Source organism: Streptomyces sp. STAM6 (assembly GCF_054963715.1).
The window spans coordinates 1-18,395 of record NZ_JBUEFZ010000053.1; the positions used below are offsets into that span (position 1 = coordinate 1).

Annotated in this window: 15 protein-coding genes and 1 pseudogene; 10 read left to right on the top strand and 6 right to left on the bottom strand. The window is 72.7% G+C overall.

Going from position 1 to position 18,395, the window contains the following annotated elements; genetic code table 11:
* Positions 1-75: 75 nt before the first annotated feature.
* Entirely contained in the window at positions 76-918 is an 843-nt protein-coding gene (locus ACY34K_RS32120; RefSeq protein WP_462753473.1) for an arylamine N-acetyltransferase family protein, read from the bottom strand.
* A 154-nt stretch (positions 919-1,072) separates the two neighbouring features.
* Positions 1,073-2,896: a serine hydrolase domain-containing protein gene (locus ACY34K_RS32125; RefSeq protein WP_462753475.1), complete on the bottom strand. Its 1,824-nt coding sequence runs from the start codon at positions 2,894-2,896 to the stop codon at positions 1,073-1,075.
* 157 nt (positions 2,897-3,053) lie between these two features.
* Here ACY34K_RS32125 and ACY34K_RS32130 point away from each other — a divergent pair, with 157 nt between their 5' ends.
* The 4 genes from ACY34K_RS32130 to ACY34K_RS32145 all read left to right on the top strand — a co-directional run bounded on the left by ACY34K_RS32130 (position 3,054) and on the right by ACY34K_RS32145 (position 8,541).
* Complete coding sequence (locus ACY34K_RS32130; RefSeq protein WP_462753477.1) at positions 3,054-4,166, top strand: NAD(P)H-dependent flavin oxidoreductase; 1,113 nt, start codon at positions 3,054-3,056, stop codon at positions 4,164-4,166.
* On the top strand, positions 4,163-5,752 hold the full coding sequence (locus ACY34K_RS32135) for an acyl-CoA synthetase (RefSeq protein WP_462753479.1): 1,590 nt from the start codon (positions 4,163-4,165) through the stop codon (positions 5,750-5,752). Before ACY34K_RS32130 ends, ACY34K_RS32135 begins: the two co-directional genes overlap by 4 nt.
* 118 nt (positions 5,753-5,870) lie before the next feature.
* A complete protein-coding gene (locus tag ACY34K_RS32140) occupies positions 5,871-6,977 on the top strand; it encodes a calcium:cation antiporter (RefSeq protein ID WP_462753481.1) in 1,107 nt (368 codons plus the stop codon).
* A gap of 67 nt (positions 6,978-7,044) precedes the next feature.
* The gene (locus tag ACY34K_RS32145; RefSeq protein WP_462753483.1) at positions 7,045-8,541 is read left to right on the top strand and encodes an acyl-CoA synthetase; all 1,497 of its coding nucleotides are present in this window, start codon (positions 7,045-7,047) and stop codon (positions 8,539-8,541) included.
* Here ACY34K_RS32145 and ACY34K_RS32150 read toward each other — a convergent pair.
* Together ACY34K_RS32150 and paaK are read right to left on the bottom strand one after the other, a co-directional pair.
* Positions 8,504-9,325 carry an ATP-grasp domain-containing protein gene (locus ACY34K_RS32150; protein ID WP_462753485.1) on the bottom strand — a complete coding sequence of 274 codons (822 nt, stop codon included), beginning with the start codon at positions 9,323-9,325 and terminating at the stop codon, positions 8,504-8,506. The two genes, ACY34K_RS32145 and ACY34K_RS32150, sit on opposite strands and share 38 nt — an antisense overlap.
* A gap of 71 nt (positions 9,326-9,396) precedes the next feature.
* Entirely contained in the window at positions 9,397-10,683 is a 1,287-nt protein-coding gene (gene paaK / locus ACY34K_RS32155; protein WP_462753487.1) for a phenylacetate--CoA ligase PaaK, read from the bottom strand.
* 178 nt (positions 10,684-10,861) lie between these two features.
* Between paaK and ACY34K_RS32160 the strand changes: the two genes are divergently transcribed.
* Entirely contained in the window at positions 10,862-11,713 is an 852-nt protein-coding gene (locus ACY34K_RS32160; protein WP_462753489.1) for an alpha/beta fold hydrolase, read from the top strand.
* 13 nt (positions 11,714-11,726) lie between these two features.
* Here the strand turns inward: ACY34K_RS32160 and ACY34K_RS32165 are convergent, their stop codons facing one another.
* Positions 11,727-12,386 (bottom strand): LysR family substrate-binding domain-containing protein, encoded by a 660-nt coding sequence (locus ACY34K_RS32165; RefSeq protein WP_462753491.1) that lies wholly within the window; start codon positions 12,384-12,386, stop codon positions 11,727-11,729.
* On the opposite strand from ACY34K_RS32165, the pseudogene ACY34K_RS32170 reads away from it, so the two are divergent.
* Positions 12,328-12,561, top strand: a pseudogene (locus tag ACY34K_RS32170) (Rossmann-fold NAD(P)-binding domain-containing protein); the annotation flags it as partial. The gene ACY34K_RS32165 and the pseudogene ACY34K_RS32170 overlap by 59 nt on opposite strands.
* Here ACY34K_RS32170 and ACY34K_RS32175 read toward each other — a convergent pair.
* A complete protein-coding gene (locus ACY34K_RS32175; protein WP_462753493.1) occupies positions 12,546-14,192 on the bottom strand; it encodes an acyl-CoA synthetase in 1,647 nt (548 codons plus the stop codon). The pseudogene ACY34K_RS32170 and the gene ACY34K_RS32175 overlap by 16 nt on opposite strands.
* 166 nt (positions 14,193-14,358) lie before the next feature.
* Between ACY34K_RS32175 and ACY34K_RS32180 the strand changes: the two genes are divergently transcribed.
* From ACY34K_RS32180 to ACY34K_RS32195, 4 genes are read left to right on the top strand one after another with little or no spacing between them, the layout of a single operon-like run.
* Positions 14,359-15,168, top strand: coding sequence for a crotonase/enoyl-CoA hydratase family protein (locus ACY34K_RS32180; protein ID WP_462753494.1), 810 nt, complete (start codon positions 14,359-14,361; stop codon positions 15,166-15,168).
* Between the two features lie 32 nt (positions 15,169-15,200).
* Positions 15,201-16,175: a Zn-ribbon domain-containing OB-fold protein gene (locus ACY34K_RS32185; RefSeq protein WP_462753496.1), complete on the top strand. Its 975-nt coding sequence runs from the start codon at positions 15,201-15,203 to the stop codon at positions 16,173-16,175.
* Positions 16,175-17,227, top strand: a complete 1,053-nt coding sequence (locus ACY34K_RS32190; protein ID WP_462753498.1) for a thiolase domain-containing protein — start codon at positions 16,175-16,177, stop codon at positions 17,225-17,227. Before ACY34K_RS32185 ends, ACY34K_RS32190 begins: the two co-directional genes overlap by 1 nt.
* Entirely contained in the window at positions 17,217-18,383 is a 1,167-nt protein-coding gene (locus ACY34K_RS32195; protein ID WP_462753500.1) for a thiolase domain-containing protein, read from the top strand. The genes ACY34K_RS32190 and ACY34K_RS32195 overlap by 11 nt, the downstream gene beginning before the upstream one ends.
* Positions 18,384-18,395: the final 12 nt, after the last annotated feature.

The window sequence follows — 18,395 nt, forward strand, 5'->3', positions numbered from 1 at the left end:
TCCGGGATCGTGCTGGGGCTCGCGAGCCCCGGCACACGCGGCTGCCGCGTTGGCGTCGGTCGCCCATGTCCCCGGTTAGCCCTGCCGGGAGGCCAGCCAGGCCTCGTGCGCGCGGGTCACTTGCTCCCACAGTGCGGCCCGGTCCTCGGCGGTCAGGGCGTCCAGGTTGCGGCCGAAGACGCCGGCGAGCAGGGAGAACCATTCGTCGGCCGTCTCGATCTCGCGTGTGGCGCGCCCCGCCGCGTCGATGCGCGTGAGCACCTTGCCGCGCATCAGGGTGACGCCCTTCGCGTCCCGGATCAGGGCGGCGAAGGCGCCGACGAACGGCGAGTCGGGGGCCGTCGACAGCCGCAGGTGCTCGTCGGCGAAGGCCGCGAGGGTGACCGGTGCCGCCGCGAACTCCATGACCGGGAAGCTGCTGCCGGGGTAGTGGTGGAAGGTCCAGCCGCCGGGCTCGGTCTCGGACGGCTCCATCCGGTAGGTGAAGGAACCCTGCCGGTAGGTGCCCGCCCGCAGCGGCAGCGGCTCGTGGGGGCCGTCGCCGAGCCCGGCGTCGACGAACCAGGCCTCGCCGTCGACGCGTACCGTCAGCGCCAGGTGGTTGCCGTTGGCGCCGCGCCCCTCGGGGTCTTCGTGGACGCCGCCGACGTGCCGGGAGACGTCGAAGCCGACGGCCTCCAGGAGCGCGGCGAACCCACCGTTCAGGTGGAAGCAGTAACCGCCCTCACCGGCGGCGAACCGGCGTGCGGACAGCTCCGGTTCGATGCCCGGCGGACGGCCGAGCTGGATGCCTATGTTCTCGTAGGGGACGCGCTCGAGGTGGGCGCGCTGCAGGGCGAACAGCGTCTCGGTGGACGGTGTCACCGGGGTGGATATACCCAGGTGTGCCAGGTAGGCCTCGAACTCCTTGGTGATCATGGTTGTTCACCGTAACGGCTGTGTCGACTGCCAGGGCGCTTCTTTTGGATCAGGCCGGGCCGGTGAAAGGTTTCTGCCGCGCGTGCCGGGGCTCGCGAGGCCGGCAAGAACCGGGAGGGACGCCCCCGGCCGGACGGGACCTTCGAAACACGCCCTAGTCCGCCGAGGGTGCCCATCCCTCCGCCTCGATGCGGGCCGCGTCCGGCGGACGGGTCTCGTCGAAGCGCGTGCGCCGGCCGTCCCTGACCCGCAGGCCGTCCACGTACACCCCGCGCCCGGTGTACAGCCGGTCGGTCGCGTACCGCCAGCGCAGCCGTACCGCCGTGCCGCGCCAGGCCGCCAGGTCCGCCTCCAGCCGGTGCCAGACCCGGCCGGACCAGCCGGTCACCGACCCGGCCGGGTGCGGGTGGGGCTCCTCCCCGTCGCGGGTGGTCGTGAACGGCACGGGGCGCCAGGTCGCTCCCGAGTCGGCCGACGCCTCCAGGAACAGGGCGTCGGCGCCCGGCTCCGTGTCCCACCACAGCGAGCAGCGCAGCCGGGTGCGGGGGGAGTGCGGGGTCAGCTCGGGCAGGGTGAGTGTCGCGGGCGCCGCGCCGGCCGTCCCGGCGAACCAGGCGGTGCGCCCGCGCGCGGGGCGCACGGGGACGGCGCGGGCCAGATTGTTCGCGGCGGCCACGCGCGGCGCCGACCCCGAGCGCCAGGCACGCACCGGATGGACCGAGTTGCCCAGGAGGACCAGGAAGGAGTCCGTGGTGGGGTCGACGACGAGGCTGGTGCCCGTGAAGCCGGTGTGGCCGGCGGTCCGCGGGGTGGCCATGGCGCCCATGTACCAGTGCTGGTAGAGCTCGAAGCCGAGGCCGTGTTCATCACCGGGGAAGGCGGTATTGAAGTCGGTGAACATCAGTTCCACCGACCGGGGTTCCAGGATCCGGGCGCGTCCGTAGACCCCGCCGTTGAGGAGCGTGCGGGCGAGGACGGCGAGGTCCCAGGCGCAGGAGAAGACCCCGGCGTGTCCGGCGACGCCGCCGAATCCGTACGCGTTCTCGTCGTGGACCTCGCCCCAGACGAGGCCGCGGTCGAGGCCCGACCACGGTCGCCGGGCGTCCTCGGTCGCCGCGATCTTCGGCTTCCAGGACGGCGGGGGATTGAACCGTGTGCGGTGCATCCCGAGGGGCGCGGTGATCTCGTTGCGCAGCAGCGCGTCCAGGGTGTGACCGGTGATCTCCTCCAGGATCAGCTGCAGCGTGATCAGGTTGAGGTCGGAGTAGAGGTACTTGGTGCCGGGCGGGTTCAGCGGAACCTCGTTCCAGAGCCGCCGCAGCTTCCCCTCCCGCGTCGGTTCCTCGAACAGCGGGATCCAGGCGCGGAAGCCGGAGGTGTGGGTGAGCAGCTGCCGAACCGTCACCTCGTGCTTGCCCCCGCCGCCGAATTCCGGCAGGTAGGCCGTGACTCTCTCCTCCAGTTCCAGCGCCCCGCGCTCGATCTGCTGCACCGCGAGGATCGAGGTGAACAGTTTGGACACCGACGCCAGGTCGAACACGGTGTCCTCGGCCATCGGGATCTGCTGCTCCGGCGGGAGTTCCACGCCTGTGCCGGTCTTCTGGTCGTACGCCGCGTAGCGCACGGCGTGTCCGATCGGCCGGTGGAGCGCGACCGTGCCGCCGCGACCCGCGAGCAGGACCGCCCCGGCGAACCAGGGGTGCTTGGGGGAGGGGCCGAGGAAACGTTCGGCGTCGGTGACCAGCCGGTCCAGGTGCTCGGGAAGCAGTCCGGCCCGCTCCGCCGAGCCCAGGCGCAGCGTCGGCCGCCCGCCGCCGGAGCCCAGGACTCCCCGCCCGCCCCCGGACGTACCCGGACCCGCCGCCACGGCGGTACCCGGAATCGAACCGATCACTACTGCACCTCCCAGGGCCAGGACCCCGCCGCCGAGCAGGCGGCGGCTGATACCGGTCGCTCGGCCCGACTCGTCCTCCGCCATCCCACCCTCCCTGAAAGAATTCTTCGGAAACTGTCGCAACACGTGAAACTTTCTTACTGACCCGCGTGTCCGTCAAGATTCGGTCAGGCCCAAAGAATCTGACACAGCATCAGAAAATCTCTTCCCTCGTCCGTCCCCCTGCGGCATCCTGCCGCGCATGGAGACGGAGCTGAGCAAGAAACTGGGAGTCGAGCACGCCATCTTCGGCTTCACCCCGTTCCCCGCCGTGGCCGCCGCCATCACCAGGGCCGGCGGCTTCGGCGTCCTCGGCGCGGTCCGCTACACCGCCCCCGGCGACCTCGCGCGCGACCTGGACTGGATGCAGGACCACACCGACGGAAAGCCCTACGGCCTCGATGTCGTCATGCCGGCCAGGAAGGCCGTGGACGGGGTCACCGAGGCCGACATCGAGGCGATGATCCCGGCAGGACACCGGGAGTTCGTCGCCGACACCCTCGCCAAACACGGGGTGCCGGAACTCCCCGCGGGCGAGGCCTCCGGCTGGCGGATCACCGGCTGGATGGAGCGGGTCGCCCGCGACCAGCTCGACGTCGCCTTCGGCTACCCCATCAAGCTCCTCGCCAACGCGCTCGGCTCCCCGCCGCCCGACGTCGTCCGCCGCGCCCACGACCGAGGCGTCCTCGTCGCCGCCCTCGCCGGCAGCGCCAAGCACGCCCGGCGGCACGCCGACGCCGGCATCGACATCGTCGTCGCCCAGGGCTACGAGGCCGGCGGCCACACCGGCGAGATCGCCTCCATGGTCCTCACACCCGAGGTCGTCGACGCCGTCGCACCCCTGCCGGTCCTCGCCGCCGGAGGCATCGGCAGCGGCGAGCAGATCGCCGCCGGACTCGCCCTCGGCGCGCAGGGCGTCTGGCTCGGCTCGCTCTGGCTCACCACCACCGAGGCCGAGCTCCACTCCAGGGCCCTCACCGCGAAACTCCTCGCCGCCGGCTCCGGCGACACCGTCCGCTCCCGCGCCCTCACCGGCAAACCCGCCCGCCAGCTGCGCACCGAGTGGACGGACGCCTGGGACGACCCGGACGGTCCCGGCGCACTGCCCATGCCGCTGCAGGGCCTGCTCGTCGCCGAGGCGGTCTCCAGGATCCAGAGGTACGAGGTGGAACCGCTGCTCGGGACGCCCGTCGGCCAGATCGTCGGCCGGATGACCACCGAACGCGGCGTCCAGGAGGTCTTCGACGACCTGACCCGCGGCTTCGAACGGGCCGTCGACCGGATCAACCGCATCGCGAGGAGGAGCCGGACATGACCGCGAACCCCGGCACACGGCCAGGACGCTCCCCCGGGCCCCAGTCCGCGGGAGGCTTCTGGGCCCAGGCCGCCGCCGACCCCGGCCGGACCGTCCTGACCGCCCCCGACGGCGAGCAGTGGACCGCGGGCCGGCTGCATGCCGATGTCAACCGGCTCGTCCACGGCCTGCGTGCCGCCGGCCTGCGGGAGGGCGACGCCTTCGCGGTCGTCCTGCCCAACGGCGTCGAGTTCCTCACCGCCCACCTCGCCGCCTCCCAGGCCGGGCTCTACCTGGTCCCGGTCAACCACCACCTGGTCGGCCCCGAGATCGCCTGGATCGTCGCCGACTCCGGCGCCAAGGTCCTCATCGCGCACGAGCGGTTCGCCGACGCGGCCACGGCCGCCGCCGACGAGGCGAAGCTGCCGGCGAGCCACCGGTACGCCGTGGGCCCGGTCGACGGCTTCCACCCGTACGGGGAACTCCTCGACGGCCACCCCGCCACACCCCCCGACGGCCGCACCCTGGGCTGGGTGATGAACTACACCTCGGGCACCACGGGCCGCCCGCGCGGCATCCGCCGCCCGCTGCCCGGGAAACCACCCGAGGAGGCATACCTCGGCGGCTTCCTCGGCATCTTCGGCATCAAGCCCTACGACGGCAACGTGCACCTGGTCTGCTCACCGCTCTACCACACGGCCGTACTGCAGTTCGCCGGTGCCGCACTGCACATCGGCCACCCCCTCGTCCTGATGGACAAGTGGACGCCCGAGGAGATGCTGAGGCTCATCGACACCCACCGCTGCACCCACACGCACATGGTGCCCACCCAGTTCCACCGCCTCCTCGCCCTGCCCGAGGACGTCCGCGCCCGCTACGACGTGTCGTCCATGCGCCACGCCGTCCACGGCGCGGCCCCGTGCCCCGAGCACGTCAAACGGGCGATGATCGAGTGGTGGGGGACGTGCGTGGAGGAGTACTACGCGGCCAGCGAGGGCGGCGGCGCCTTCGCCACCGCCGAGGACTGGCTGAAGAAGCCCGGTACGGTCGGCAAGGCCTGGCCCATCAGCGAACTCGCCGTCTTCGACGACGACGGCAACCGGCTGCCGCCCGGTGAACTCGGCACTGTGTACATGAAGATGACGACCGGTGGCTTCAGCTACCACAAGGACGAGGCCAAGACGCGCAAGAACCGCATCGGCGACTTCTTCACCGTCGGTGATCTCGGTGTCCTGGACGAGGACGGCTACCTCTTCCTTCGCGACCGCAAGATCGACATGATCATCTCCGGCGGGGTGAACATCTACCCCGCCGAGATCGAGGCCGCGCTCCTGTCCCACCCCGCCGTCGCCGACGCCGCAGCCTTCGGCATCCCGCACCCCGACTGGGGCGAGGAGGTCAAGGCAGTCGTCGAACCCGCCGACGGCCATGAACCGGACGAGGCACTCGCCGCCGCCGTCCTCGCCCACTGCGCCGGCCGCCTCGCCGGCTACAAACGCCCCAGGACCGTCGACTTCATCGCCGTGATGCCCCGCGACCCCAACGGCAAGCTCTACAAGCGCCGCCTGCGCGACCCTTACTGGGCGGACCGGCAACGGCAGGTCTGACGGCCCGCGCGTCCCGGGGACCACCGTCCGCACGGCTGGTGACCACCGGCCGGGGCCCCGCCGCACTGTTGGACCAGCGTGCCGCGCGGTGCTCGGGCCGCTCTGGCAGCGTGGCCGCATGGGCACGGGCATGGTGGCGGCGGCACGGCGGTGGACCACCTGGGTGCCGGTCGCCGCGGCGGTCGTCCTCGGACTCGGCTGGGGCCGTGACCTGCCCGCGGCGGTCGTCGCCGTCGTCGGCCTGTGCCTGGTGGGCTCCGTCCTGGCCGCCGTGTACCACGCCGAAGTGGTGGCCCACCGCGTCGGCGAACCGTTCGGGTCGCTCGTCCTCGCCGTCGCCGTCACCGTCATCGAGGTGGGGCTCATCGTCATGCTGATGGCCGGCGGCGGCGACAAGGCCTCCACCTACGCCCGCGACACCGTCTTCGCCGCCGTCATGATCACCTGCAACGGCATCGTCGGCCTGTCCGTCCTGGTCGCGGCCGTGCGCAACCGTGTGGCCGTCTTCAACGCCGAGGGCTCGGGCGGCGCGCTCGCGACCGTGGCGACCCTCGCCACCATGACCCTCGTCCTGCCCACGTTCACCACCAGCCACCCCGGACCGGAGTTCAGCGGCGCGCAGCTGGCCTTCGCGGCCGTGGCCTCCCTCTGTCTGTACGGCGTCTTCGTCACCGTGCAGACCGTCCGGCACCGCGACTACTTCCTGCCCGTCACCCGCAACGGCTCCCCGCCGGAGACCGGGGCCGAGGAGCACGCCCCACCGCCCACCGACCGGCAGACGTACCTGAGCGTCGGCCTCCTCCTGCTCGCCCTGGTCACCGTCGTGGGCAACGCCAAACTCGTCTCGCCCACCATCGAGGACGCCGTCGAGTCGGCGGGCCTGCCCAAGGCCGTCGTCGGGGTCGTCATCGCCCTGATGGTGCTGCTTCCCGAGACGCTCGCGGCGGTGCGCGCGGGGCGCCGGGGCCGCGTACAGACCAGCCTCAACCTCGCCTACGGCTCCGCCATCGCCAGCATCGGGCTCACCATCCCGGCCATCGCGCTCGCCTCCGTCTGGCTCTCGGGGCCGCTGGTCCTCGGGCTCGGTCCCCTCCACCTGGTCCTGCTCACGCTCACCGCCGTGGTCAGCGCCCTGACCGTGGTGCCCGGGCGGGCCACCCTGCTGCAGGGCGGCGTGCACATGGTGCTGTTCACCGCCTTCGTGTTCCTCTCCTTCAGCCCCTGACGGCACGCCACGCGAGCGCGCGGCCATGCACTTGACCGCCGTCCGGCCACCGCCCACGATCCCAGCCATGGACCGACTCCTCAGCCGTACCGTCGACGGCGTCCTGCGCCGCACCGCCCAGCGCGTCCCCGACCGCACCGCCGTCCGGTACGGGGACCGGACCTGGACCTACGCCGAACTGGACGCGGCCGTCAGCACCGCCGCCGCCGTCCTGCGCGACTCCGGACTCGCCCCGTACGAGCGCGTCGCGACCTACGGACACAACTCCGACACCTATCTGATCGCGTTTCTCGCCTGCGCCCGCGCCGGACTCGTCCACGTCCCCGTCAACCAGCACCTGACCGGCGACGACCTCGGTTACATCCTTCACCAGTCCGGCAGCTCCCTGGTCCTCGCCGACCCCGGCCTCGTGACCCGCCTCCCGGGGGAATTCCCCGTCAAAGCCCTGCGCGACACCGCCGACTCGCTGCTCGCCGCCCTCGCCGAGCCGCGGGAGTACGACCCCGACCGCGACGCCCGCGACCTGGCGCAGCTGCTCTACACCTCGGGAACCACCGCCCGGCCGAAGGGCGCCCGGATGACCCACCGGGCCCTCGTCCACGAGTACGCCAGCGCCATCGAGGCACTGGACCTGAGCGAGACCGACCGCCCGGTCCACTCGCTGCCGCTGTACCACTCCGCGCAGATGCACGTCTTCCTGCTGCCCTACCTCGCCGTGGGGGCGGAGAACACCATCCTGGACGCGCCGGACGCCGACCGGATCCTCGACCTCGTCGAAGCGGGCCGCGCCGACAGCCTGTTCGCCCCGCCCACCGTCTGGATCGGCCTCTCCCGTCACCCGGACTTCGGCACCCGCGACCTGAGCGCCCTCCGCAAGGCGTACTACGGGGCGTCCATCATGCCCGTGCCCGTGCTGGAGCGGCTGCGCGCACGGCTGCCCGGGCTCGCCTTCTACAACTGCTTCGGGCAGAGCGAGATCGGCCCGCTCGCCACCGTCCTCCGCCCCGACGAGCACGAGGGCCGCATGGACTCGTGCGGCCGGCCCGTCCGCCACGTCGAGGCGAAGGTCGTCGACGAGCACGGCGAGGACGTCCCCGACGGCACACCCGGCGAGATCGTCTACCGCTCGCCGCAGCTGTGCGACGGCTACTGGGACAAGCCGGAGGAGACCAAGGAGGCCTTCCGCGGCGGCTGGTTCCGCTCCGGCGACCTCGCCGTGCGCGACTCCGAGGGCTACTACACGATCGTCGACCGGGTGAAGGACGTCATCAACTCCGGGGGAGTGCTCATCGCCTCCCGCGAGGTCGAGGACGCCCTCTACACCCATCCGGCGGTGGCCGAGGCCGCCGTCGTCGGCCTCCCCGACGACCACTGGATCGAGGCGGTGACCGCCGTCGTCGTCCCCCGCGACGACGTCACCGAAGCCGAACTGATCGCCCACGCCCGCGAACGCCTCACCCCGTTCAAGGCCCCCAAACGCGTCCTCTTCGCCGACGCCCTTCCGCGCAACGCCAGCGGCAAGATCCTCAAGCGTGAACTGAGGGACCGGTACGCGCGGACCTGACGAACCGCCGGTCGCGCGCGGCGAGCCGCTCCCGAGGACCCGCCGAGCGCAGCACCACGTCCAGGGCGCGGTCGGGGTCGGCGGCGTAGCAGTTGCTGAACCACGCCATGTTCGCCTCCACCACCGCCCAGCCCTCCGGCGCACCGGGTTCGGGCGCCGTCAGCAGGCCCACGTCGACCACCACCGCCCCGGGCAGCGTGTCACCGCACTCGGCCAGCAGACGCCCGGCGAAGCCGAGTACCGCATCCCGGCGGCGGTGTCCTTCGAGCGGCGCGCTGTCCAGCCGGCCGAAGGTCGCGTACTGCGAGCCCGTCCGTACCTCACCGTCCAGCACGAACAACCGGAACTCCGCCTCCCAGGTCACCACTTCGCTCACCTGCACCGGAGTGTCCGGCGCCGGCGATTCCGGCAGGCGGGAACCGTCGGCGTACACGGCGGCCGGGAACCCCTTGTCGCTCGGCGGCTTGACGAAGACCGGCCGCCGGAGCAGGCGCGCCTCGCCGAGGGTGGTCGCGGTGACGTCCCGGCGCGTGAACGCCCGCGGAAGGGACGTCAGCCAGCCGTCGCCGGGCTCCAGCAGTGCGACGCCGAGCGCGTCGACGACGCCCTCGGCGAAGAGCGGCCCCCCGTAGTAGTGCCCGCCTGCGCCGAGCCGTGCCGTGTCGGCGCCGGGTCGGGCGGACAGCGTCTCGACCGGCATGCCCCGGCGCCGCGCCGCCTCCGCCAGCAGCCCGGCCGTCGTCGTGAGCCGCGGTGCCAGCGCCAGGAATCCCCGCTCGTTCATGTCCGCAGACGATGCCACCCGCGACCGGGGCGGTCCACGGCTTTACGGCCGTCACGGCTCAGCGGCGCACGTCATTTCCCCCGCAGGTCCACGATCCGCCGGATCTTCCCCCCCGACCTTTCCAGCGTCTCCGGGTCCACCACCTCCACGTCCACCGACACCCCGATGCCGTCCTTGACGGCCGACGCGATGGCGCGTGCCGCCTCCGCCCGCTCACCGGGTGTCGCCTCCGGCCGGGCCTCCGCGCGGACGGTCAGGACGTCCAGGCGGCCGTCGCGGGTGAGCCGCAGCTGGAAGTGCGGGGCCACGCCCGGTGTGCGCAGCACGATCTCCTCGATCTGGGTGGGGAACAGATTCACCCCGCGCAGGATCACCATGTCGTCGCTGCGGCCGGTGACCTTCTCCATCCGCCGGAACACCCGGGCCGTCCCCGGCAGCAGCCGGGTCAGATCCCGCGTCCGGTAGCGGATCACCGGCATGGCCTCCTTGGTGAGCGAGGTGAACACCAGCTCGCCCCGCTCCCCGTCCGGCAGGACCTCGCCCGTGATCGGGTCGACGACCTCGGGGTAGAAGTGGTCCTCCCAGATGTGCAGCCCGTCCTTGGTCTCCACGCACTCCTGCGCGACGCCCGGGCCGATCACCTCCGACAGGCCGTAGATGTCCACCGCGTCGATCGCGAACCGCTCCTCGATCTCCCGGCGCATCTCCTCCGTCCACGGCTCGGCGCCGAATATGCCCACCTTCAGCGACGTCGACCGCGGATCGACGCCCTGGCGCTCGAACTCGTCGAGCAGCGTCAGCATGTAGGACGGCGTCACCATGATGATCTCGGGCCGGAAGTCCTGGATCAGCCGGACCTGGCGGGCCGTCATCCCTCCCGAGGCGGGGATCACCGTGCAGCCGAGCCGCTCGGCGCCGTAGTGCGCCCCCAGGCCGCCGGTGAACAGTCCGTACCCGTACGCCACATGGACCTTGTGGCCCGGCCGGCCGCCGGCGGCGCGGATCGACCGCGCCACCACGTCCGCCCAGGTGTCCAGGTCGCGATCGGTGTAGCCGACGACGGTGGGGCGGCCGGTCGTCCCGCTGGAGGCGTGGATCCGCCGGACCCGGGACTGCTCCACCGCGAACATCCCGAAGGGGTAGTTGTCCCGCAGGTCCGTCTTGGCGGTGAAAGGGAAGCGGGCGAGGTCCACGAGGTCGCGGCAGTCCTCGGGCCGCAGTCCCGCCTTGTCGAACGCCTGCCGGTAGAAGGGCACGTTCTCGTACGCGTGGTGCAGGGTGGCCCGCAGCCGCTCCAGCTGCAGAGCCCGGAGCTCCGTGCGGCCGAGCCGCTCACCGGCGTCGAGCAGATCCGTCATGCGCCGTTCTCCCGTCTCTCCGTCACCAAAACGGACGACCGATCATTCGGTCGAGCTGTTGTGGATCAGTAATCCAAGCCCGCCGCCCCATGGCAAGAGTCCGGACCGCACTTTCTGCCCCTTCGCCGTCCGCGGAATGCCGTTGCCCACGGGCACCCCCACCCCGAGGTTCATGCTCATGCAGATATTCCACGCCCACGACGGAACCCGACTCGCTTGTCGTTCAAGGGGCCGGGGCGAACCGCTGATCTGCCTCCCCGGCGGCCCGATGCGCGCCTCCGCCTACCTGGGCGATCTCGGAGGCCTGGACGCCCACCGCCGCCTGATCCTGCCGGACGCGCGGGGCACCGGCGACTCGGCGGAGCCCGCCGATCCCGCCTCCTACCGCGTCGACCGCCAGGTCGCCGACGTCGAGGCGCTGCGCGAACACCTCGGCCTGGAGCGGATCGACCTGCTCGGCCACTCCGCCGCCGCGGGCCTCGCCGTGCTGTACGCCGCCGCGCACCCCGACCGGATCGCCTCCCTCACCCTCGTCACCGGCGGCACCCGCGCCATCGGCCTGGACCCGAGCGAACAGGACTGGCGCGACGCCGTCTCCCTCCGGAAGGGCGAGCCGTGGTACGAGGCCGGGCTCGCCGCCTTCGAGGAGATCTGGGCCGGCCGGGACCCGGGGGAGCTCTGGGATCTGATCGACCCGTTCATGTACGGGCGGTGGGACGAGACCGCGCGGGCGTTCGCCGCGACCGCGCAGCGGCAGATCAACCCGACCGCCTCGGCGGCCTTCCACGACGCCGGCGCCGCCTACACGCCGGAGGAGACCCGCGCGGCGCTCGCCGGCCTCACCGCGCCCGTGCTCGTGTACGCCGGCGAGTACGACGGCGGCCCGACGCCCGCCCGCGCAGCGGAACTCGCCGCGGCGTTCCCGGCAGGCCGGATCGCGGTGCAGCCCGGCGCGGGGCACTACCCGTGGCTCGACGACCCCGCCGCCTTCGTCCGCACCGTCGCCGCGTTCCTGTCCGCGGCCCGCTGATCGCGGCGCGCGGTCACGGTCCGACCGCACCCACCGTCCGGCGCGTATGGTCCCGGAACGCCTCCGTGGCGCCGTGCGTGGGCGTGCGAGGCCACGCCAGGAACACCGTGACCGGCTCGGCGTCGGCGATCGGCAGGTACACCACGCCGGGGTGCGGATGGCTGTGCCCCGTCGCCTCCGCGGTCACCCCGACCGCGTCGCCGGTGGCGATGACCGTCAGCCACTCGTCGACGTTCGCCACCTCCAGCGTGCCCGCGGGCCGGAGCTCGGCCGGCCACAGACCGGCGCTGGTGGTGGCCGCCGTCGCGCACAGGGCGACCGCCCGGTCGGCGAGGTCGGCCAGGTCCACGGAGTCCCGGACGGCCAGCGGATCGCCGTCGTGCAGCGCGGCGAGCCGTCGCTCCCGGTACAGCGGCAGCACGCCGATCGCGTCACCGCCCGGCCGCACCCGGAGGAACGCCACATCGATCTCCCCGCGCCGCAGCGCCGCCTCCGGGTCGTCCAGCCGGTGCACCCGTACCGGTGTGTCGGGGTGGGCGTCGCGCCAGCCACGCAGCAGCGGCACCGTGTGCCGCCCCAGCGCCGCCCAGGCGAACCCGACCCGCAGCGGCCGCGGACCGGCTGTCGCCTCGGCCAACGGCGCGGTGGAGGCGTTCGTCCGGGCCGCCGCCATCGAGATCGCGCCGCGGCGGATCAACGCCGTCAGCCCGACCGTGTTCACCGAGTCGCTCGCGGAGTACGGCGACTCCTTCCCGGGCTTTAGGCCGGTCCCGCTCGCCGAGGTCGCGCAGAGCTACGTCCGCTCCGTCGAGGGCGGCCGGACCGGGCAGATCTACGCCCTCGACTGATCCGGCCCCGGCCCAGGCCGCGCCCCGGTCGCCACCGCCCGCGCCCAGCGGTAGTCGGCCTTGCCGCTGGGCGAGCGCCGGATCCGCTCCGCGATCACCAGTTGGCGGGGGACCTTGTAACCGGCCAGCCGGGTGCGGCAGTGGACCTGGATCTCGTCGAGCGACGGCCGCGCCGCGCCCTCGCGCAGCTCCACCACGGCCGCCACGTGGTTGCCCCACGTGACGTCGGGGACCCCGGCGACCAGCGCGTCGTACACGTCCGGATGGGACTTCAGGGCCTGCTCGACCTCCTCCGGGTAGACCTTCTCGCCGCCCGTGTTGATGCACTGCGAGCCGCGGCCGAGGACGGTCACGATGCCCTCCTCGTCGACGGTCGCCATGTCACCGAGCAGCACCCACCGTTCGTCGCCCCGGCGGAAGAACGTCTCGGCGGTCTTGGCCGGGTCGTTGTAGTAGCCGAGCGGGACGTGGCCGCGCTGCGCGATCCGGCCGGGCTCACCCGGCGCGACCGGTGCGTACGTCGCCGGGTCCACGACCTGGGTCCGGGCGTTGACCCGCAGCCGGAACCCCTTCTCCGGCCCGGAGTCCTCGGTCGCCGTGCCGTTGAAACCGGACTCCGACGAGCCGAAGTTGTTCAGCAGCATCACCCGCGGCGCGAGAGCGGTGAACTGCTCGCGCACCGTCTCGGACATGATCGCGCCGGAGGACGAGACGCTGAACAGGGAGGACAGGTCGGTGTCCTTCAGGGGCCCGTTCAGCGCGTCGATCAGCGGGCGCAGCATCGCGTCGCCGACCAGCGACACACTGGTCACCTTCTCGTTCTCGATGGTCCGCAGCACTTCGTGCGGCACGAACTTGCGGTGCAGCACCACCCGCTGCCCGAAGTTGAAGCCGATGAACGCGGTGAGTGTCGAAGTGCCGTGCATCAGCGGGGGAGTGGGGAAGAAGGTGATCCCGTCCCCGCCCGCGGCCACCCGCTCGGCGAGTTCCTCGGGCCGCCCGACCGGCTCGCCGGTCGGCGCGCCGCCGCCGAGTCCGGCGAAGAACAGGTCCTCCTGCCGCCACATGACGCCCTTGGGCATGCCGGTCGTGCCGCCGGTGTAGATGATGAACAGGTCGTCGGCCGAGCGCGGCGCGAACCCCCGGGCGGGCGATCCGGCCGCCTCGGCGTCCGTGAACGCCGTGCAGGACAGCTCCGGCGCGTCCGGGGGCGGGGTCCCCACCCGCACCAGGTGCCGGAGCCTCTCCGCCTTCGGCGCCGCGGCCGCGACGCGCCGGGTGAATTCGGCGTCGAAGACGAGGGCGGCCAGGTCGGCGTCACGGTAGAGGTGGACCAGCTCCTCCTCCACGTAGCGGTAATTGACGTTGACCGGCACGAGCCGGGCCTTCAGGCAGCCGAGCACGGTCTGCAGGTACTCGACTCCGTTGTAGAGGTGCAGCCCGAGGTGCTCACCGGGCCGCAGGCCGGCGTCCAGGAGGTGGTGGGCGATCCGGTTGGCGGCGGCGTCGAGCCGCGCGTATGTCAGCCGCCGCTCGGCCCCCGTGCCGGGGTGGTCGAAGTACGCGAGCGCCTCCCGGTCCGGGACCACGTCCACGACCGACTCGAACAGGTCGGCAAGGTTGTACTCCACCGCTCCTCCTCCACCCCGGCCCGACTGGCTCGGCGGTCATTAGAGCGCCGGTGCGGACAAGTGGGAAGGGGCGGCGCAGAAGAATCTGACTGACTGTCAGAAAAGTATTGAACTGGCCCGTCCGCTCCTGCAACCTGTTCTAGGTCTTGAGACGGGAGGCCCCCAGATGGGATCAAGCGGCGGTACGAAACACCTCACCCTGCGGCGCGAAGGCGCCACACTGGTGCTCACCCTGAACAGGCCCGAGGCGAAGAACGCCCTCTCTCTGGCGATGCTCGTCGGGCTGTACGACGGCTGGCTCGAGGCCGACCGGGACGACGCGATCCGCTCGGTCGTACTGACCGGCGCGGGCGGCGCCTTCTGCGCAGGCATGGACCTCAAGGCCCTGGCCGGCCAGGGAATGGAGGGGCAGGAGTACCGCGACCGGATGAAGGCCGACCCCGATCTGCACTGGAAGGCCATGCTGCGCCACCACCGCCCCCGCAAGCCCGTGATCGCCGCCGTCGAGGGCCACTGCGTGGCCGGCGGCACCGAGATCCTCCAGGGCACCGACATCCGGGTCGCCGGCGCCTCCGCCACCTTCGGCCTCTTCGAGGTCCGGCGCGGCCTCTTCCCCATCGGCGGCTCCACCGTCCGCCTGCCCCGGCAGATCCCCCGCACCCACGCCCTGGAGATGCTGCTCACCGGCCGCCCCTACAGCGCCGGTGAAGCCGCCCGCATCGGCCTGATCGGCCGCGTCGTCCCCGACGGCACGGCCCTGGACGAGGCCCTCGCCATCGCCGAACGGATCAACGCGTGCGGACCGCTCGCCGTCGAGGCCGTCAAGGCGTCCGTCTACGAGACCGCCGGCATGACCGAGACCGACGGACTCGCCGCCGAACTCGAACGTGGCCGACCCGTCTTCGACACCGCCGACGCCAAGGAGGGCGCGCGGGCCTTCGCGGAGAAGCGCGCCCCGGTCTACCGCCGAGCCTGAGCCGTGCCCGCCGCCACGATTGGAGCCCGTCCATGACGTCCCCGCCAGCGCCGCAGGCCCTCCGCGCACCCCTGGTCGTGGAGTTCCCCTTCACCCGCTCCCTCGGCCCCGTCCAGTCCGCCTTCCTCACCGGTCTGCGCGAACGCACCGTCCTCGGTGTCCGCACCACCGACGGCAAGATCATGGTCCCTCCCGTCGAGTACGACCCCGTCACCGCCGAAGAGATCCGGGACCTCGTCGAGGTCGCCGCCACAGGCACCGTGACCACCTGGGCCTGGAACCCCCACCCGCGCCGCGGCCAGCCGCTCGGCCGGCCCTTCGCCTGGGTCCTGGTCCGCCTCGACGGCGCGGACACCGCGCTGCTCCACGCCCTCGACGCACCGGGCGGGCCCGACTCCGTACACACCGGCCTGCGCGTCCGCGTCCGCTGGGCCGGGGAACGCACCGGCGCCATCACCGACATCGCCTGCTTCGAACCGTACGACGGGGACGAGGCGGAGTCCGGCCCACGGCCGCACGACGGACGGTTCGCCGACGCCGTCACCGGCATCGTCGCGCCCGCCCGCCTCGACTACACCTACGCCCCCGGCCGCGCCCAGTCCGGCTACCTCCACGCCCTCGCCGGCCACCGGGCCGTCGGTGAACGCTGCCCCGACTGCCGCAAGGTGTACGTCCCGCCCCGCGGCGCCTGCCCCACCTGCGGCGTCGCCACCACCGAGCAGGTCGAAGTGGGCCCGCGCGGCACCGTCACCACGTACTGCATTGTCAACATCACGTCGCGGCACCCGGCCAGTTCCGACGTCGAAGTCCCCTACGTGTACGCCCACATCGCCCTCGACGGCGCGGACCTCGCCCTCCACGGCCGGATCGGCGGCATCCCCTACGACCAGGTACGGATGGGCCTGCGCGTCGAGCCGGTATGGACCGACGGCGGCCGCTACCCCGACCACTACCGGCCCACCGGCGAACCGGACGCCGACTACGACACCTACAAGGAGCTGCTCTGATGCGCGAGGTCGCGATCGTCGCCTTCGCCCAGACCGACCACCTGCGGCGCACCGACGAGCTCTCCGAGGTCGAGATGCTGATGCCGGTGCTGCACGAGGTGCTGCGGCAGACCGGCCTGAAGACCGGGGACATCGGTTTCACCTGCTCCGGCTCGTCCGACTACCTCGCCGGGCGCGCCTTCTCCTTCACCATGGCCCTCGACGGCGTCGGCGCCTGGCCGCCCGTCTCCGAGTCCCATGTCGAGACGGACGGCGCCTGGGCGCTGTACGAGGCCTGGGTCAAGCTCCTCACCGGCGAGGCCGACACCGCCCTCGTCTACGCGTACGGGAAGTCGTCCGCCGGCTCCGTACGCGACGTACTCACCCGCCAGCTCGACCCGTACTACCTCGCCCCCCTGTGGCCCGACTCCGTCGCCCTGGCCGCCCTCCAGGCCCAGGCCCTCATCGACGCCGGCGACACCGACGAACCGGCGCTCGCCGGGATCGCCGCCCGCAACCGCACGGCCGCCGGGGCCAACCCGCACGCCCAGTTGCGCGGTCCGCGGCCCCAGGGCGACTACCTGGTCCGGCCACTGCGGACCGGCGACTGCCCGCCCGTCGGCGACGGCGCCGCCGCCGTCGTGCTCGCCGCCGGCGACCGGGCGCGCGACCTGTGCGGACGGCCCGCCTGGATCCGCGGCATCGACCACCGCATCGAGCCACACGCCCTCGGCGTCCGCGATCTCACCGACTCGCCCTCGACCCGGCTCGCCGCCCAGCGCGCCGGCGCCTTCGAACGGCCGGTCGACACCGCCGAACTGCACGCCCCCTTCACCTCCCAGGAGGTCGTGCTGCGCAAGGCCCTCGACCTCGGGGACGGCGTGCGGGTCAACCCGTCCGGCGGAGCGCTCGCCGCCAACCCCGTCATGGCCGCGGGCCTCATCAGGCTCGGCGAGGCGGCCGCCCGCATCCACCACGGCGCCTCGGACCGGGCCCTCGCCCACGCCACATCGGGCCCCTGCCTCCAGCAGAACCTGGTCGCCGTCCTCGAAGGAGACGCCCATGCCCAGTGAACCCGTCGCGGTCGTCGGCGTCGGTCAGACCAAGCACGTCGCCGCCCGCCACGACGTCTCCCTCGCCGGTCTCGTCCGCGAGGCCGCCCGGCGCGCCCTCGACGACGCGGAACTGACCTGGGCCGACATCGACGCCGTCGTCATCGGCAAGGCGCCCGACTTCTTCGAGGGCGTGATGATGCCGGAGCTCTACCTGGCCGACGCTCTCGGCGCCGCCGGCAAACCGATGCTCCGCGTCCACACCGCGGGCTCGGTGGGCGGCTCCACCGCACTGGTGGCCGCCAACCTGGTCGCGGCCCGCGTCCACGCCACCGTCCTCACCCTGGCCTTCGAGAAGCAGTCCGAGTCCAACGCCATGTGGGCCCTGTCGCTGCCCGTGCCGTTCCAGCAGCCGCTGCTGGCCGGCGCCGGCGGCTTCTTCGCCCCGCACGTCCGTGCCTACATGCGCCGCACCGGGGCACCCGGCACCGTCGGTTCCCTCGTCGCCTACAAGGACCGGCGCAACGCGCTCAAGAACCCGTACGCGCACCTCCACGAGCACGGCATCACCCTGGAGAAGGTCCAGGCGTCCCCGATGCTCTGGGACCCCATCCGGTACTCCGAGACTTGCCCCTCCTCCGACGGGGCCTGCGCCATGGTCCTCACCGACCGCGCGGGCGCCGCCCGGGCACCGAGGCCGCCCGCCTGGCTGCACGGCGGCGCCATGCGCAGCGAGCCGACCATGTTCGCCGGCAAGGACTTCGTCTCGCCGAGGGCCGGGAAGGAGTGCGCGGCGGACGTCTACCGGCAGGCCGGGATCAGCGACCCGCGCCGTGAGATCGACGCGGTGGAGATGTACGTGCCGTTCTCCTGGTACGAGCCGATGTGGCTGGAGAACCTGGGCTTCGCCGCCGAGGGGGAGGGCTGGAAGCTCACCGAGTCGGGGGCCACCGAACTCGACGGGGACCTGCCCGTGAATCCCTCGGGCGGGGTCCTGTCCACGAACCCGATCGGCGCCTCCGGAATGATCCGGTTCGCCGAGGCGGCCCTCCAGGTGCGCGGACAGGCGGGCGAGCACCAGGTGCCGGGCGCCCGGCGCGCCCTGGGACACGCCTACGGCGGCGGGTCGCAGTTTTTCTCCATGTGGCTGGTCGGCGCCGAGGCGCCCACCACCTGACCGGAGCCCGCC

Bases quoted from the DNA above. Each gene is read 5' to 3' on its own strand.
- ACY34K_RS32120 (WP_462753473.1), bottom strand. From the start codon at position 918: ATGATCACCAAGGAGTTCGAGGCCTACCTGGCACACCTGGGTATATCC.
- ACY34K_RS32125 (WP_462753475.1), bottom strand. From the start codon at position 2,896: ATGGCGGAGGACGAGTCGGGCCGAGCGACCGGTATCAGCCGCCGCCTG.
- ACY34K_RS32130 (WP_462753477.1), top strand. From the start codon at position 3,054: ATGGAGACGGAGCTGAGCAAGAAACTGGGAGTCGAGCACGCCATCTTC.
- ACY34K_RS32135 (WP_462753479.1), top strand. From the start codon at position 4,163: ATGACCGCGAACCCCGGCACACGGCCAGGACGCTCCCCCGGGCCCCAG.
- ACY34K_RS32140 (WP_462753481.1), top strand. From the start codon at position 5,871: ATGGGCACGGGCATGGTGGCGGCGGCACGGCGGTGGACCACCTGGGTG.
- ACY34K_RS32145 (WP_462753483.1), top strand. From the start codon at position 7,045: ATGGACCGACTCCTCAGCCGTACCGTCGACGGCGTCCTGCGCCGCACC.
- ACY34K_RS32150 (WP_462753485.1), bottom strand. From the start codon at position 9,325: ATGAACGAGCGGGGATTCCTGGCGCTGGCACCGCGGCTCACGACGACG.
- paaK (WP_462753487.1), bottom strand. From the start codon at position 10,683: ATGACGGATCTGCTCGACGCCGGTGAGCGGCTCGGCCGCACGGAGCTC.
- ACY34K_RS32160 (WP_462753489.1), top strand. From the start codon at position 10,862: ATGCAGATATTCCACGCCCACGACGGAACCCGACTCGCTTGTCGTTCA.
- ACY34K_RS32165 (WP_462753491.1), bottom strand. From the start codon at position 12,386: ATGGCGGCGGCCCGGACGAACGCCTCCACCGCGCCGTTGGCCGAGGCG.
- ACY34K_RS32180 (WP_462753494.1), top strand. From the start codon at position 14,359: ATGGGATCAAGCGGCGGTACGAAACACCTCACCCTGCGGCGCGAAGGC.
- ACY34K_RS32185 (WP_462753496.1), top strand. From the start codon at position 15,201: ATGACGTCCCCGCCAGCGCCGCAGGCCCTCCGCGCACCCCTGGTCGTG.
- ACY34K_RS32190 (WP_462753498.1), top strand. From the start codon at position 16,175: ATGCGCGAGGTCGCGATCGTCGCCTTCGCCCAGACCGACCACCTGCGG.
- ACY34K_RS32195 (WP_462753500.1), top strand. From the start codon at position 17,217: ATGCCCAGTGAACCCGTCGCGGTCGTCGGCGTCGGTCAGACCAAGCAC.